Here is a 14,621-nt window from a genome sequence, read left to right on the forward strand (position 1 = left end):
AGCATCCAGCTTTTATAGCCTAGAGTCAGCGGGTGAATGGGGCCGCGGGGAAAAGTTTGCCTTTGCTGCAGATTCGACTATTGTGAAGTCATCGGCGGCTGCTTGAAATACCATTGAATAGAGGCTATCTAAATGACATCTTTTAAATTCATGGTTGTGTTGATCTTAGTGCCGCTAGCCACTTTATTTGTCTCCTGAATTTTTAAGTCGGACCACTCTAACTTTCGAAGAATGTATGGATAACAAAGACTTACTGCAAGCCATCAATCAGGTAATGCCCTATGGCAAGTACAAGGGGCGTCAGCTCCTTGATCTGCCTGAGCCATATTTGGTTTGGTACCACGGCAAGGGCTTTCCTCAGAGCAAGTTGGGCGCGCAAATGGCTTTAATCTATGAAGTTAAACTTAACGGGCTCGAGGGGATGTTGCGCCGATTCCAGCGTTAGTAGCCTATGACGGGCTCTAGTACCGAAGTAATAGTAATACAAGAAAGTATTCGCATGCACATTCGTCTAACCTACTTTGACCTTTGAGCTGAATGCTTTCCCTTAAGAAAACATCGAATACGGTAATGCGTCTATTTCGCTGTTTTTATAAAACCCTTCTATCTAACGAGGCCTGGATACGAAAAATTTCGTTTTATATCGTGCCAGAAAATCTCGGCATAACATCAGCTGACTTATAAGGGTGTGACCCAAAAAAGAGCCTTCTTGAAGAGAATTCCTCTGCTTCGACATTGATAAACACTGTCTTCTCGCCTGGCGACGCCTGTAATGTGTATATCACCGGCTCCTGAATTGAGCGTAAACACGTTCTACGCCAGCGTCCCGATAGATCTGTTCGTGGGTTTCAAGCTGCTGCTGTCGCCTATTCATCAAACAAGTTTGACCTAACCAGAATAACCGTCAGACACGTGTCCGCTTGGCCCATCTGCGGACTTGCGTCGAAAACCTCTCTATTCGACTTCCTTTGACTTCAAGCCGTACTACAATTATTGACCCAGAAAGGCTTTCCTTCCGTATATATCACCGTAACAAGAGGTAAAGAAGATGAATCAAGTCTCTAAAGCGTACGATGGTGAAGGCCTTGAATGGTTGTACACGCATTCACGCAACTACCCGCTTCTTTCAGCAGAGGAGGAGCGGGATATCGATGAGAGGAAATGGCAAACACGTGACGTGCTATTGGAAGCATTGCTTACTGATGTGCGCAGCCGTTTTTTCCTCAAACAGTGGGTTAGCAACCTCCTGGAGAACCCACCCAGTCTTAATGTGTTCTCAGAAAAGGAGCATTATTACGTTTTGCGCCGTGAGCAGTCTAATCTACTGAAAGACACGGCTAAAGTCGTACAGCTAAAAAGTCTGCATAAGCTGCTGGGAAAAGCTCACAAGCTCTCCGATAACGACGAGTCACAGATGATACTCGCGCAGCTGGACCTGTCACCGCTGTTAGTTGCGGGCTTTGCAGATATACAGTTGGGCAGCAGCGATTCTGGTGAGATCGCGATGGCGCTGCGCTATTGGCAGAAGTTCTGGCGCACAGCAGCTACAGTCGAGCTATCTGCGAAAGAGCCACTGCCTATTTGCGATATTTCTCGGCAGGTGTTCCGTCGCCAGTCAAAAGTCTATTTCAAAGCGCGAGAACAGCTGGTTAATCACAACCTGCGCCTCGTGTTTTCTATCGCTGGCAAGATGAAAAGTACAACCGTGCCCTACATGGATCGCGTGCAAAGCGGAATGTTGGGACTAATCAGGGCCGCCGAAAAGTATGACTACCGGACAGGCCATCGCTTCAGCACTTACGCCTACAACTGGATCAGCCAGTCGTCACGCCGGATGCTGGAGGACCAGCGGTCTCTCGTGCGTTTACCGTCCGATGTCAATGAGCAAGTCAATCGTTTATATCGCGAGAGCTTGGCGCACCTCAATGCCACCGGTGAAGATGCCAGTGTAAGGGTGCTCGCCGATCGCTTACAAATCGAACCGGATGCCGTAGCGCGTCTGCAACAAACTGGCAACCTGTCGGTATCGCTCGATAGCACGTTTAACAACGACCCTGACGGATTGACACTGGGAGACACGCTCAGTGGTGTAACCTATTCGCGGCCGGCCGCTAAAGCAGAGCAGCTCTCACTCAATCGTTTTTTGATGACTAGCTTGAAGACGCTGGCCCCACAGGAGCAAAGCGTGATTACATTGCGCTGGGGACTAGACGATTCTCCGCCGCTGAGTCGCCGAGAACTCGCCGATTACCTCACTGTGTCTACCGAGCGTATTCGCCAACTAGAGATGTCTGCGTTAGGCAAGCTGCGCAATACGGATGGCGTGGCTGAGGCCTTTTCGGACTATCAGATGCAGGATTGAGCTCACTGTAAAAGCGACCAGTTGTTCGATATCACGGTGCCTGACGTTTATGGTGCTTTGCGTCTAGCGACATCATTATGCCGTGTCGAACTAGTGACTAAAATCAGCGCACAGACCCTATGAAACCTCCCTGAACTCTAGTTTCTTTGCGGATTAGTTATGGTTGTTTATGACCACACAGCAGGTAATGGATGAGTAAATGACGACTTTGCGTGAGTTTCCACCCAAGCAGGCGACGGCAAGCTTTACCATCGATCGCATGATGTAACAGATGCTGCAAATGCGGGGTAACGCTCCACCAGCGTGGTAAGACGTATCAGAAAATTAACTTTTCGAGAGCTGAGAATTTCTCAGCTTGCACACCTGAACGTTAGGGCAGCACTTAAGGTCAGATCAAAAGCGACTTTGGAAGGTAAAACCAAACACCATCGCTGTGTCTATGTCTGTTTTAGCAACCCGCTGTCCTTGACCATCTTCCAGAGACATAGTCCCGCCAATATCAACGCCCGCCAGCGCAGTCATGCTGGTCATTGGCCAAGGGCTGTAACTAGCAACAATGTATAGTGGAGTACTTGAGTCTTCTCCCACCCCCGCGCTGCGACCCTCTCGCTCCTTAAGCGAAAACCGTGTTTTTTCATATCTCGCCGTCAATCCAAGCGTCCACTTTCGATCTACCTCATAGTTAAGGGATAACCCTGGCCCCTGAGATGCAGCCAGTCCTCGCCCTGTGCTAAGACTAAGTGACTGGGTAATCTTCCAATCAACCAGAAGAATAGGAAATACGTTGCTTTCGTCGCCCACATCAGAAAACCAGCCAAACCCAGGCCCGATAGACAGTGTGTCCGAAAACTTCCAACTAAAGCCTCCAAGCATCCCCTCTGTACGACCATCACGAAGGCTGGCCCCAGATTCTGCATGGGTGCGAATACTAGGGATGACAATGACGCTCATTTTTTCAGTGGGAGAAAAGCGAACAGGCACTGAGAGTCGATAGTCTCGGATGCGCCCCCACGGCTTGTATCCGTCGATTAGGGCCCCAGATGAAAAGTCGTAATCGGAAGTGCCAATTCCAAAAGAAACCGACACGGACGTATCACGGCTCCACGCATACCCTAGCCCGGCGCTTAGGAAGCCTCGCGTGACACTCAAATCACCTGACCCATCACTTAGATCCGCCGAAAATTGGTTCACAGCGCCGCCCGCAGCACTCCATGTCCATTGATCATCTACCTGACGGGCTCCTTGTGCGAACACAGCGCTAGAGAATAAAGCAAACAAAGCGAATAAAGCTTTATACCAAGCTGGGGCATGTTTAAACATGTAGGATCGGTTCCTTAACAGTGAGTGCTGGCAGTTATACGCGGATGAAATCGAAAAAGGTGAGGTTAAATTTGTGAATATTGCATTGACTAGGCCAGCTGGGACAATAAACCCATGCCTGCAGCGACTGCAGCTGGCCAATGCGCCCTAACACACCAAAGTCGCTGCCGCTGGGCAAACCTAACCGCAAACGACCACCATGGACATACTGACAAAAAGACACGCTGCCAGTGCGATTATTTTTGATCGTAACCTCGTTATATTGACACCATTGCGTTGTTTTCTGCTTATATGGTCTTTGTTGGTGACGATAGCCTTTTTCAGAAGTGCTGCAAAGGTAGTAAAATCCTACTTCTGACGCCAGGATCATTGTGCGAACTGGTCTCGAACCAGTCGATGTTTCCCCAATACCCCTTGATATTTCTATACTGCCGCGGCCCTCTCAAACGCGCTCTGAACCGTTCCATGAGAAACCAGTTTTGATAAGATTCCAAGTTGTCGAGAGAGTGTTTGAACGTCTACAGCACGATTGGATACACAACGTTGTGCAGCCGACACGCGAGCATAAATACGATCAGCATTTACAGCCCCATCAAGCTGAACTTCTGCATGCATAGCGCGCCTGTAAATTTAAAGAGACTACTGTTCAGGAATAGGGATTAGATCTGGGGCGTAATCGCCTTCGCGATAGGCGTTACAAAATGCGTCCTCATCTCCAGCGTACACCGGATCATGCTCCACCAGTGCCGTGCGAATCAGATCCCAGGGCGTGGTAAGAGTAGCGGTGCCACCAGCATTCCTGGTGACCATGACGAGGTCAAGGCCTCGGTGCGCCGCAATGTTTTGTCCGCCAGCGCCCAGGCCTCCAAAGACTCCTACGTCATAGGTCTGCAGGCAAGAGTACGCGCCGTCATAGTTACAATCGGTGGACTCGCTGAGCGTGTGGGGAAACTCTTTCCAGACCGCCGGTGGCTGACAGTTTCCCAGTGGTGAAGGAAATTTGATGTCAAAACCAGGGAAGTAATAATTGCGATTGGATGCCACCCACGTCAGGTAACCATAGGCAGTATTGGCATCTTCAAAAGCCGGGTGAGTCATCTTGTAAATCCACTGCGAACTTACAAGGCGCTGTTGGTCCCATACGCCGTCGTGTACTAGCAATGTTCCGAGGCGGGCCATGTCGCGCAAGTTGGAATGCCAGGTGGATGCAAAACTCTCTCCCGTCCATGCGCTCATGTTCATGCCGAGGCGGTTGAATATTTCTAGCTGGGCAAATTCACCGGCCGTGGTTGTACCACTGAAACGTGCGCTGTCCTGCGCGATCACTTCTGCAACAACGTCACTCAGTCGATTGATTTCGCGGGAACCGCCGGCATCGTAGGAATAGATGCGCTGGCCGAACGCCAAGCTTTCATTGTATCCCAGCATCGCGAGAACGTGTGCAACCTGAGCGTCGGGATTGAAGCTAATATCATCGATCCAGGCATCCATGCGATCGGTGTCGCGCAGTGGCTTCGGTAGATCTTCGCTCATTAAAACTGCGCGCCCTATCAGAGTGGCTGCCAGCGTTTTAGTCGATGAGTAATTATTGACGGGCTCATTTTTTCCAGGCAGATCGGGACGGTAGAATTCGTGACAAAGCTTTCCATAGCGAACGATGGCGTAGGAAAACGGTGCGGTTTCATCAACGTTGGCGAGAATGTCGGGGTCCAGACCGCATTCTTCGATTAAAGCCTCCGTTGCTACCAGCTCCCATGGGCCGGCACCAGGGTCATTAAAGACCGCCAGTGCCGGGTCCTTCGTCAATGCGGAGGCGTCGTTGGCATTTTCCACGGAGTAGGTGCCACTATCGCCCCCACCTCCCCCACAGGAGGCAAGCACTGTTAACAGTGCGGCCGGGAGCGTGCGGACTAGAAATGTCCTAAAATCCATCATGAAATATACCTCAGAATTCACCGAGTATAGATCATATAATAGGCATGTCGATAGGAACTTACAGAGCGAACGAAAAGATAAAAGTTACGGTAATCCGGACAACTGCTTATACGCCACATCGTGCGGGCAGTGGCGGCGCACAAGGTGATCTAAAGGTGACGAAATGTCGGTTTTAACAAAAAAGGGCATCACTTGTTTGTAGACAAGTAATGCCCTTTGCTCGTTAGAAGCGTCTTCGAATCAGAAATAGGCCCTTACGCCGAAGATGACGTTAAGACCAATCTGAGGTGCCTCATCCTTAAGGTACGAAGTACTGTTACGGATATCCTCGTCCAACAAGTTTTGACCCTTCACGTACACTTGCCAATCGAATGAGTTATCACCAGGACCGGTAAAGACGACCTCTGCGTTTAACAGATCATAGCCCGGCGTCGGTGTTTCATAGGGAGCGACATTGTCTTGATCATAGGCATGTATCCACAATACATTGGCCGACCAATTCTGAAGATCCCAGTCCAGCCCCAGCGCTAAACGCTTTGGTGGCTGACGGGGTATGTCGTTGTTATTTTTAAGCTCACCGTCCACGATATCCCCGAAGCTGAACACCTGCCAGTGACCAGAGCGGTTGGTCTCAAAGTCATAGCGCACTTCGAACTCGCCACCAATGAATTCCGCGTCCTGCTGCAACCAGAACCGCACCGGCAATCCATCGGCCTCAAGATCTGTGCCCCGCTGATATATATAGTTATCAAACTGGTCATAGAAGACCGTAGCGCTTCCAGTAAAGCGACCAAACGCCACTCGAGCGCCGCCTTCAAAATGCACATTCGACTCCTTGCCGAGAGAAACATCACCCACCTCGAATACCTGCGTCGCAATGTGCGGACCATTGGCATAGAGCTCTTCCACGCCCGGTGCCCGCTCAGCGAAAGATACCGAGCCGGTCAGGTCAATCGTGTCACTGACGTTCCACACTGTTCCAGCGGAAGCGCTGAATGGTTGGAAGTCAGAGTCAGAGGAAGGACCTGTTGGACCCTCTTCTTCGACCAAGGTGTTAGGCACCTTGATCTTCACCTCCTCATAACGCAAACCCAGATCAACCTGCCAGGGACCAAAGTCGCCGCGCTCAATCCAGAAAAACGCAGTGGTTTTGGTATTGGTATTGGGTATAAAAGCCTCAGCACCGACAGCAGAAAAATTAAGGTCTGTGTACTGCAGACCAAAGACACCCTCCCAAGCGCCAAAGGCATTGTGCTTCAGTTCAGCGCGCGTATTGGTACTATCGCTTTCAAATACGGTACCAACCTCAGCACCCTCGAACTCGGTATGCTTGTAGTTAGTATCAACAAACCGCACCTTGAACTGTTGGAAACCAGGGAGCGGGTTGCTGCCGACCAGTTCGGCGTCAGTGCGCTCAGCGCGAAGGCGGATAGTCACGGGGCCTTCTTCCTCTTCCTCTCCTTCACCATGTTCCTCACCATGATCTTCGTCATGATCTCCGTCGTGGTCTTCGTCGTGGTCTTCGTCGTGGTCTTCGTCATGGTCTTCGTCATGGTCTTCGTCATGGTCTTCGTCGTGACCTTCTTCATGCCCGTGTGCATGGCCAGCACCGGGAATACCATAGTCGGATTTGTATTCATTGTAAGCAACACCAAAGCGCCACTCCTCACCAATCCAACTCAAGCCGATAGTGCCACCCTGATTATCTAGGAAGCTGTTTTCCAGCTTTCCGTTATCATCAGATTCGTCACCATGCTCCTCTTCTCCCTCGTGCTCGCCCTCGTCATGGCCTTCTTCTTCATGCTCATCCTCATCTTCGGGATACAGCGATGCTCTTCCGGGAATCTCATAGTCGTCGGTGCGACGGTGGAACCCATCAAGGTGCAATGCGAAAGCGCCTTGACCCAGATCTAGGCGCCCAGCGGCAAATTCTTCGTTAGCGGCTGTATTCCCTTGGACAGTAGCGCGCCCACTGTAGCCGTTTTCCGGAATAGCCTGCGGGATCGAGTTCGTTACCATATTGACGACACCACCAATCGCGCCGGAACCGTAAAGCAGCGAGGACGGCCCGCGTAATACCTCGATTTGGTCTGTTAGAAACGGCTCCACAGAGACTGCGTGATCCTGACTCACTGACGAGGCATCGCCGACCGCCATACTGTCGCTGAGTACTCCCACTCGTAGACCTTGTAGACCCCGAATGACGGGACGACCCACGTTTTCCCCAAAACTGGCGTTAGACAACCCCGGCGTGCGTGCCAGTGTTTCACCGATGGAGTTTGCAAGCTGTTGACGCAGAGCCTCTCCCTGCAGCACAGTGGCCGACTGAGACAAATCGTCCGCCGCGCGATTCAGAGGATTAGCTGTGACTAGAATTTCTTCTATATTTTCGTGCTGGTGAGACGCTGACGCCCCCACCTTGTCCTGCGCGACGCTGTAGCTTGCACACAGGTTTCCAAAAAGCGCCATCGCGACGCCATATCGCATTTTAGTATACATAAATCAACTCTCTCATAAATCACCCGCCAATGGCTCGGTGATGACATCTAAGGTTAAAACTGTCTTGCGTTTAAGCTTTTATGAGAGTGGTCGGGGGGGCACGGCTGGAGTAAAAATTAATGGGGCTAACGGGACGATCCCCGCTTGATTGAAACAGTCTCTGCACCGCATGGCTGTCGAGGTGGACGGCACTGGGGCAAGCCTCAACCGCAGCATCCAAACCCTGACCGATTACGCAGACAGAACAAACGCTTGGGGCGTCAGCTTCGAAGGCATCGTGGCTGTGCACAGACGCGATGCCCTGCGAGGCCAGCATCACTGCCAGCAGCACTAGCGTGCGAAGCCTACGACTAACAGTGTGAGAATCTAGATCCATTTATCGCCGTCTTGGTAAAAGGCCGCTGAGTGTATGCAACGGCGTTAGCATTGTCCAGCCTGTTTCGTGCTCAGGCTTTTCTAAGTGCGTCAATCTAAAAGCGGATCGAGGCGAACATGATCGCCTCAGCTTTCGCGCTCGGGTAATGTTTTTACTGCATCGATCCGGTCAGCAGTTTAGAGACAGCGTTATGGATGGATGCTTTCAATCCTAGACACACGACGCAACGTATCATATGATATGATATATCGTATCTTTTTTGAAGTACAAGTTCAATGGACGCAAGGCAATATCACAGGCAAGTAATGCAGCAATATCTGAAGACCTTCTCAGAACTACCGTAGGTATGGACCAAGCATAGACACTGACGCCAGTCTCTTTATCAACAACGCAGTGCTGAGCGGTCCACCGCTAACTTAGCAACACTGTTACCGATTCAACTGAACAATGAGGGAAATATTATGACTAGCGTTACCAACAGGCTGCCCGTGACCGTCCTATCTGGCTTTCTCGGGGCTGGCAAAACCACCGTTCTCAATCATGTATTGAACAACAGAGAGGGTCGACGGGTCGCCGTAATCGTGAACGACATGAGCGATATAAATATCGACGCGAGCATAGTACAAAACGAAGTGCAGCTTAATCACAGCCAAGAAAAACTGGTGGAAATGAGCAACGGATGTATTTGCTGCACACTGCGAGAAGACCTGCTACTCGAGGTCCGTCGCTTGGCCGAACAAGACCGGTTTGATTATTTAATGATTGAGTCCACTGGAATCTCGGAGCCGCTTCCAGTAGCGGAAACGTTCACGTTTGCTGACGAAGACGGCGTCAGCCTGTCTGACGTCAGTGAGCTAGACACCATGGTTACCGTGGTCGATGCAGTGAACTTTTTGATCGACTATGACGAGGCCAAGTCTCTTCAAGAAACAGGCGAACATCTCGGCGACGAGGACGAGCGGAGCGTTTCCGATCTGCTGGTTGAGCAGGTGGAATTCGCTGACGTTATCCTGATCAGTAAAACGGATATGGTGGCTAGTAATGTCCTGCAACGCCTCACAGCAGTGCTGAAAACGCTCAATACGGAGGCGGAAATCATCCCCATTGAGGCCGGAAAGGTGCCGATTGAACAGATCGTGGGGACCGGCAAGTTCAGTTTTGAGCGCGCTCAGCAGGCACCGGGCTGGCTGAAGGAGATGCGCGGTGAGCATGTACCAGAGACAGAAGAGTTCGGTATCGGCAGCTTCACCTTTACAGCCCGCCGGCCCTTTCATCCGCAGAAATTCTATAACTTCCTTCACGGCGAAGACATTCAAGGCAAACTGATTCGCTCTAAGGGTTATTTTTGGCTAGCCAGTCGTCCAGAATTTGCGGGACAGTGGAGTCAAGCAGGCGGCATGGCCCGCTATGGTTTCGCTGGCATGTTCTGGAAAGCGGTTCCACGGGAACGGTGGCCCGAGGATGAGGATTATCTCGCCTCCATTGAGAAGAGTTGGCAGGAGCCGTTTGGTGATATGCGCCAGGAGCTGGTCTTCATTGGTCAAAATCTGGACAGGGATAAAGTTGTCGACGCACTTAACAATTGCTTACTGGACGATGACGAGCTAATGGCTGGTCGCGAGCACTGGCAAAAGCTGCCTGATCCCTTTCCGTCTTGGGAGGGGGCAGCATAATGGCAGCGGCACAACACAGTAGCCACAGACCACCATCAGATACAAACACGCCCCGAGCGGTGTTTGGAAATTCGCCTGAGACGCTTGCACAGATCTACCGAAGCGATGTGCACTTGGCAGTATGGCAACGACAAAAAACGCCCTGTTTACCGAATGAATGGCGGCTCCGTAATGGCGGCAAACCCATCAGTCAGCGCACAACATTATCCTCTGCCAACGTGCGCAATCTAGAGGAAGCGGTGCCAGTGCTTGCCCCTTACCCTGAGTTGAGTGAGGACATCGGGCTACTGGCAGACATGTTTAGCTACCTTTTTGAGCTGACCGCTATTGGCCTGAGGATCGCAACACTGACACAGCCGATGTGCCCAAAATTCCATGTCGATAGAGTCCCCTGTCGCCTCATCACGACCTATGTCGGGCCGGGCAGTCAATGGCTGCCCCACCACTGCACGGATCGCAGCAAACTGGGTGCAGGCAGCGCGGGGCTGAGCGATGCGGAGAGCGGCCTATATCCTTCAACGGACGCGATTCAGACGCTGAGAGCAGGCGATGTGGCGCTACTCAAAGGTGAATCTTGGGAAAACAATGAAGGTGCAGGGCTTGTTCACCGTTCGCCCGCTGTAAAGTCAGGCCAACAGCGGCTGCTACTGACCCTTGATTTCGCCGTCGCCAGCGGCTAGCGAAAACGGCCTTGTCTCGGCGGTTGCGGAGTATACTTTTCACAATGATATATTGTATCATGCTTGCCGTGTTGCGGAGTGAGCAATGGATCAAGCCAATTTTCGCCGGATCCCGTGGCAAAGAAGGAACGGTTATGAGCGGCATACAATCTCAACGATGGCTACTGAGGGTGATTGCGTTAGGGCTAGTAGTGTTTGTACCGCCATTAGCTGCCGGTGCAACGGGCCAGCATGATGCTCATGTTCATGGTGTCGCAGAAATCACTCTGGCCGTTGAGGATCGCAAGGTCGAAATCGTCCTAATGGCGCCAGCCATGAGTGTTGTGGGTTTTGAGCACGAGGCGGCAAGCGAGGTTCAGGTGGACGCCGTTTCCAGCGCACGCAGACTGCTCAGCAATGGCGCTGCTTTGTTCAGTTTTAAAGGCGCACGGTGCGAGTTGCAGGAGGCAGATGTAGATGTGTCTGCCGTTTTTAATGGCGCAGAGACTGGTCATACAGGGCACGATGACCATGACACTCGTCAGTCCGAAGAGGAATTTTACGGGGGCGATGAGTCCCATGGGGGTGATGAAGGTGAGCAGTCCCACAGCGATATCAGCGCACACTACACCTTTATTTGCGCGCAGGGTGAGAAGCTCGAAGCTGTGCGCGTCGGCGGAGAGGAATTGCCTTTCGGGCTAGAGACCATCAACGCGGCATGGGTGTCCGATAGGGCGCAAGGCGCGGTCGAGTTGACCGCAACGAAACGGCTGATACCGTTGAATTAACATATAGCCTAGGTCGAAAACTAACAACAGTGAAAACACAGAGCATGTCCAACGATACAAACACGCTGCAGTCTATGGCCGATAAGGCATCCATTGGATTATCGGCCTTATGCGCATTGCATTGCCTTGCTCTACCCCTAGTGGTCGTTCTATTGCCGTCTTTGGTGGCGCTAGGGCTTGAGGACGAAAGCTTTCATTTGTGGCTGGTTATCGTCGTGATTCCGGTGAGCGCCTACGCGTTGGTTATGGGCTGCTCTAAACACCGTAGGGTGGGTGTGCTTTACACCGGATTTCTTGGAATGGGTATTCTTTGCCTAGCGCCCTTTCTGGGGCATGAGTTTTTGGGCGAATTCGGTGAAAAACTACTGACCTTGGCAGGAGCCGTGATAATCGCCGCAACGCATGTTAGAAACTTTCGACTCTGCAGGCAAAGCACTAGCTGCAACTGTCCTGAGTCAGGGTAGATGTCTGCGGGAATTTTTCAGGCTCTTTATTTGGATCCTAAAATATTTCCCGAGACAGGCCGACCGAATAAAGTCTGGGCGGCACATGATACTCATGTTTATGATCGGCCCTTCAAATTAAGTGTGATAAGAACCGGTAGAGCCATGGCATACAATTATGGGCAATGACAACCTCGCTATTCTTGCGGTTCCTACCAATATCATTACGGGGTTTCTAGGAGCAGGAAAAACGTCAGCCATTTTAAACCTACTAAAATGTAAGCCTGCTGGCGAACGGTGGGCAATCTTGCTCAATGAATTTGGTGAAATCGGAGTAGACGGCAGTATTGTTCAGGGGCAGAGTCACGAAGACGATGGCGTGTATATTCGCGAAGTGCCTGGGGGCTGTATGTGCTGCACCAGTGGACTACCTATGCAGATTGCACTTACACAGTTGCTGCGGCGCGCGCGACCCCACCGCTTACTCATCGAGCCAACAGGGCTAGGCCATCCGGTAGAGGTGCTGCAAACACTGTCCTCGGACTATAATCGCGATGTCCTCTCGATTCAAAAGACACTGACCCTGGTGGATGCCCGCAATCTTTCAGATGAACGATACACCACGCATGCCTCGTTCCTGCAGCAACTCTCGATTGCCGACATTATAGTAGCAAATAAGGATGACCTTTCCTCGGATAAAGACCGACGCGCACTACAGTCTTTCGTGAGAGGCGTTTGTCGACCTGACATGCAGATCGTTTATACCCAATACGGGCGCCTAGAATTAGCACTGCTATCGGGCGCCACCGGCACCGAAGTCGACCCCGGCATTGATGATGATCGAAAGCTTCAGCCGGTACTGGCAAGCGGCCTTCCGATTCCGGAGTGTGGGTACATTACTGCGATAAATGGAGGGGAAGGGTTCGAAAGTATTGGCTGGCGCTTCGGCCCTGAAAAGGTTTTTGACCGCGCACGCTTATTGACTTTCCTGCGCCGTCTTGATGTTGAGCGTATGAAGGCAGTCTTCATCACCAATGATGGAGTGTTTGCCTACAATATGACCCGCGATGCGTTAACGGAAGGTGAACTGGACGACTGTGAAGAAAGCCGCGTAGAGATCATAGCAGACCGAATTGAACCCGATTGGTTACACGATATTACAGCTTGCGTTGCCGATGAAAACAGAAATTAATCTTAATAGGGTTCGTAGTCCATCATCTGCAGAGAATAAGTCGACATCGCCATGTCATTCTCGGTAACTTGCGTGGAAAGCTTCCCTGATATCCACAACGGTGTAGACAACTCCTCTACTGTGAGTCCTCGAGGAGCGTCCACCAAAACAATCTGGTTGGGCGGGGGCGGTGGCATGTGCAGGCAGGCGCCGAAGTAAGGGACTAGGAAGAATTGAGTAATGACCTGATCCTCATTGAACTCAAGAGGAACGACAAATCCCGGAAGCCTAATCATTAGGCCATTCATTTCAGGCCTGACCTCGGTTGAAATCAGTGCCTGCTGATACGGGTCATCGCTGGCAGTCGCAATGGCGTTTTTGATATTGCTGTCTATCTGATCTTCTATTGAACCATCTTCGGTTTCTGAAATGTAAGCCGGCGGGTTCATAAGAATTTCAAGGACGTCCTCAGGTATAAGGTCTGGCCATACAATTGTCTCGAACTGCTGTTCCTCATCCTCATTCTGAGCCGCCAGACACTGCACTGGAAGCCAGAACAATACTGACAAAAAAACTGCAGTCACTGTCGCAGGACCGCACATTGGTAATCGCTTTATCATAGCTACTTCCTGAGGTGGAGATTGAACATGATTCGACAATGATATAACATATCTTATAATGAAATCAAAATACGTCTTCCGCTGTCCTGGTGCAATCTGACAATGATGATCGAGCTCGACGGGGTAAGCGTCACCCAGCCCAGTGCCCCTGATTTATCTATTCTGGAAATTGATAATTGGTCCGTCGCTGACAGGCAGACAGTATTCGTGCACGGTCCTTCCGGCTCAGGCAAGTCGACGTTACTCAATCTAGTCAGCGGTTTACTGGAATGCCGAGAGGGAGGCGTCTCGGTTCTCGGCGAGCGATTAGACCAAATGAGCCGACGTCGACGAGACCGTTTTAGAGCAAATCATATTGGATATGTATTCCAGCGTTTTAATCTTGTCCATTATTTGAATGCGATTGAGAATATTGAGCTTGCCCGGAGCTTTTCTGAGCGTGGCGATCGCAGGACAGGGGCAGATGCAATAAGGCCCCTTTTGGAGTCACTTAATGTGGCATCGCGAGAGTGGCACAAACCAATCTCTCAACTCAGTATGGGGCAGCAGCAGCGAGTTGCTATTGCAAGAGCACTGGTGAATCGTCCAGAGCTGTTGGTTGCCGATGAGCCGACCTCCTCGCTTGACCAAGACAACCGCGATACGTTCTTATCTGTTTTGATGTCGATTATTGAGGAGCATAAGATGACGCTTCTGTTTGTGAGCCATGACATGGGACTCGCCCAGCACTTCACTCAGGTGCAGGCGCTGAGCGAAATCAACCGAGTAGCGTGAG

At 51.2% G+C, this 14,621-nt stretch carries 13 protein-coding genes; 9 read left to right on the plus strand and 4 right to left on the minus strand.

Annotated features, from left to right (window positions below):
* Positions 1–235: 235 nt before the first annotated feature.
* Positions 236–445, plus strand: coding sequence for a DUF3820 family protein (locus ABXT62_RS10465; RefSeq protein ID WP_415355207.1), 210 nt, complete (start codon positions 236–238; stop codon positions 443–445).
* Between the two features lie 603 nt (positions 446–1,048).
* Positions 1,049–2,362, plus strand: a complete 1,314-nt coding sequence (locus ABXT62_RS10470) for a sigma-70 family RNA polymerase sigma factor (protein WP_415355209.1) — start codon at positions 1,049–1,051, stop codon at positions 2,360–2,362.
* A 393-nt stretch (positions 2,363–2,755) separates the two neighbouring features.
* Here the strand turns inward: ABXT62_RS10470 and ABXT62_RS10475 are convergent, their stop codons facing one another.
* The 3 genes from ABXT62_RS10475 to ABXT62_RS10485 all read right to left on the minus strand — a co-directional run bounded on the left by ABXT62_RS10475 (position 2,756) and on the right by ABXT62_RS10485 (position 8,116).
* A complete protein-coding gene (locus tag ABXT62_RS10475; RefSeq protein ID WP_415355210.1) occupies positions 2,756–3,682 on the minus strand; it encodes a hypothetical protein in 927 nt (308 codons plus the stop codon).
* A 639-nt stretch (positions 3,683–4,321) separates the two neighbouring features.
* Positions 4,322–5,617, minus strand: a complete 1,296-nt coding sequence (locus ABXT62_RS10480) for a hypothetical protein (protein WP_415355212.1) — start codon at positions 5,615–5,617, stop codon at positions 4,322–4,324.
* A gap of 240 nt (positions 5,618–5,857) precedes the next feature.
* Complete coding sequence (locus ABXT62_RS10485; protein WP_415355213.1) at positions 5,858–8,116, minus strand: TonB-dependent receptor; 2,259 nt, start codon at positions 8,114–8,116, stop codon at positions 5,858–5,860.
* A gap of 148 nt (positions 8,117–8,264) precedes the next feature.
* Between ABXT62_RS10485 and ABXT62_RS10490 the strand changes: the two genes are divergently transcribed.
* From ABXT62_RS10490 to ABXT62_RS10515, 6 genes are all read left to right on the plus strand, one after another.
* Positions 8,265–8,450 carry a hypothetical protein gene (locus tag ABXT62_RS10490; RefSeq protein ID WP_415355214.1) on the plus strand — a complete coding sequence of 62 codons (186 nt, stop codon included), beginning with the start codon at positions 8,265–8,267 and terminating at the stop codon, positions 8,448–8,450.
* A gap of 503 nt (positions 8,451–8,953) precedes the next feature.
* On the plus strand, positions 8,954–10,165 hold the full coding sequence (gene zigA, locus ABXT62_RS10495; RefSeq protein ID WP_415355215.1) for a zinc metallochaperone GTPase ZigA: 1,212 nt from the start codon (positions 8,954–8,956) through the stop codon (positions 10,163–10,165).
* Complete coding sequence (locus ABXT62_RS10500) at positions 10,165–10,845, plus strand: DUF1826 domain-containing protein (RefSeq protein ID WP_415355217.1); 681 nt, start codon at positions 10,165–10,167, stop codon at positions 10,843–10,845. Before zigA ends, ABXT62_RS10500 begins: the two co-directional genes overlap by 1 nt.
* 134 nt (positions 10,846–10,979) lie before the next feature.
* Complete coding sequence (locus ABXT62_RS10505) at positions 10,980–11,612, plus strand: DUF2796 domain-containing protein (protein ID WP_415355219.1); 633 nt, start codon at positions 10,980–10,982, stop codon at positions 11,610–11,612.
* Positions 11,613–11,656: 44 nt separating this feature from the next.
* The gene (locus ABXT62_RS10510; RefSeq protein WP_415355221.1) at positions 11,657–12,076 is read left to right on the plus strand and encodes a MerC domain-containing protein; all 420 of its coding nucleotides are present in this window, start codon (positions 11,657–11,659) and stop codon (positions 12,074–12,076) included.
* A gap of 157 nt (positions 12,077–12,233) precedes the next feature.
* Positions 12,234–13,247, plus strand: coding sequence for a CobW family GTP-binding protein (locus ABXT62_RS10515; protein WP_415355222.1), 1,014 nt, complete (start codon positions 12,234–12,236; stop codon positions 13,245–13,247).
* A 2-nt stretch (positions 13,248–13,249) separates the two neighbouring features.
* Here the strand turns inward: ABXT62_RS10515 and ABXT62_RS10520 are convergent, their stop codons facing one another.
* The gene (locus tag ABXT62_RS10520) at positions 13,250–13,846 is read right to left on the minus strand and encodes a DUF3299 domain-containing protein (protein ID WP_415355224.1); all 597 of its coding nucleotides are present in this window, start codon (positions 13,844–13,846) and stop codon (positions 13,250–13,252) included.
* Positions 13,847–13,948: 102 nt separating this feature from the next.
* Here ABXT62_RS10520 and ABXT62_RS10525 point away from each other — a divergent pair, with 102 nt between their 5' ends.
* Positions 13,949–14,620, plus strand: coding sequence for an ABC transporter ATP-binding protein (locus ABXT62_RS10525; protein ID WP_415355225.1), 672 nt, complete (start codon positions 13,949–13,951; stop codon positions 14,618–14,620).
* The last annotated feature ends 1 nt before the right edge of the window (position 14,621 follow it).

The organism is Halioglobus sp. Uisw_031 (assembly GCF_047729875.1).
In the GTDB taxonomy this organism is placed as follows: domain Bacteria; phylum Pseudomonadota; class Gammaproteobacteria; order Pseudomonadales; family Halieaceae; genus Marimicrobium.

What these genes read in the sequence shown, in the direction of transcription:
- ABXT62_RS10465 (WP_415355207.1), top strand. Translation starts at nt 236, where the DNA reads ATGGATAACAAAGACTTACTGCAAGCCATCAATCAGGTAATGCCCTAT.
- ABXT62_RS10470 (WP_415355209.1), top strand. Translation starts at nt 1,049, where the DNA reads ATGAATCAAGTCTCTAAAGCGTACGATGGTGAAGGCCTTGAATGGTTG.
- ABXT62_RS10475 (WP_415355210.1), bottom strand. Translation starts at nt 3,682, where the DNA reads ATGTTTAAACATGCCCCAGCTTGGTATAAAGCTTTATTCGCTTTGTTT.
- ABXT62_RS10480 (WP_415355212.1), bottom strand. Translation starts at nt 5,617, where the DNA reads ATGATGGATTTTAGGACATTTCTAGTCCGCACGCTCCCGGCCGCACTG.
- ABXT62_RS10485 (WP_415355213.1), bottom strand. Translation starts at nt 8,116, where the DNA reads ATGTATACTAAAATGCGATATGGCGTCGCGATGGCGCTTTTTGGAAAC.
- zigA (WP_415355215.1), top strand. Translation starts at nt 8,954, where the DNA reads ATGACTAGCGTTACCAACAGGCTGCCCGTGACCGTCCTATCTGGCTTT.
- ABXT62_RS10500 (WP_415355217.1), top strand. Translation starts at nt 10,165, where the DNA reads ATGGCAGCGGCACAACACAGTAGCCACAGACCACCATCAGATACAAAC.
- ABXT62_RS10505 (WP_415355219.1), top strand. Translation starts at nt 10,980, where the DNA reads ATGAGCGGCATACAATCTCAACGATGGCTACTGAGGGTGATTGCGTTA.
- ABXT62_RS10510 (WP_415355221.1), top strand. Translation starts at nt 11,657, where the DNA reads ATGTCCAACGATACAAACACGCTGCAGTCTATGGCCGATAAGGCATCC.
- ABXT62_RS10515 (WP_415355222.1), top strand. Translation starts at nt 12,234, where the DNA reads ATGGGCAATGACAACCTCGCTATTCTTGCGGTTCCTACCAATATCATT.
- ABXT62_RS10520 (WP_415355224.1), bottom strand. Translation starts at nt 13,846, where the DNA reads ATGATAAAGCGATTACCAATGTGCGGTCCTGCGACAGTGACTGCAGTT.
- ABXT62_RS10525 (WP_415355225.1), top strand. Translation starts at nt 13,949, where the DNA reads ATGATGATCGAGCTCGACGGGGTAAGCGTCACCCAGCCCAGTGCCCCT.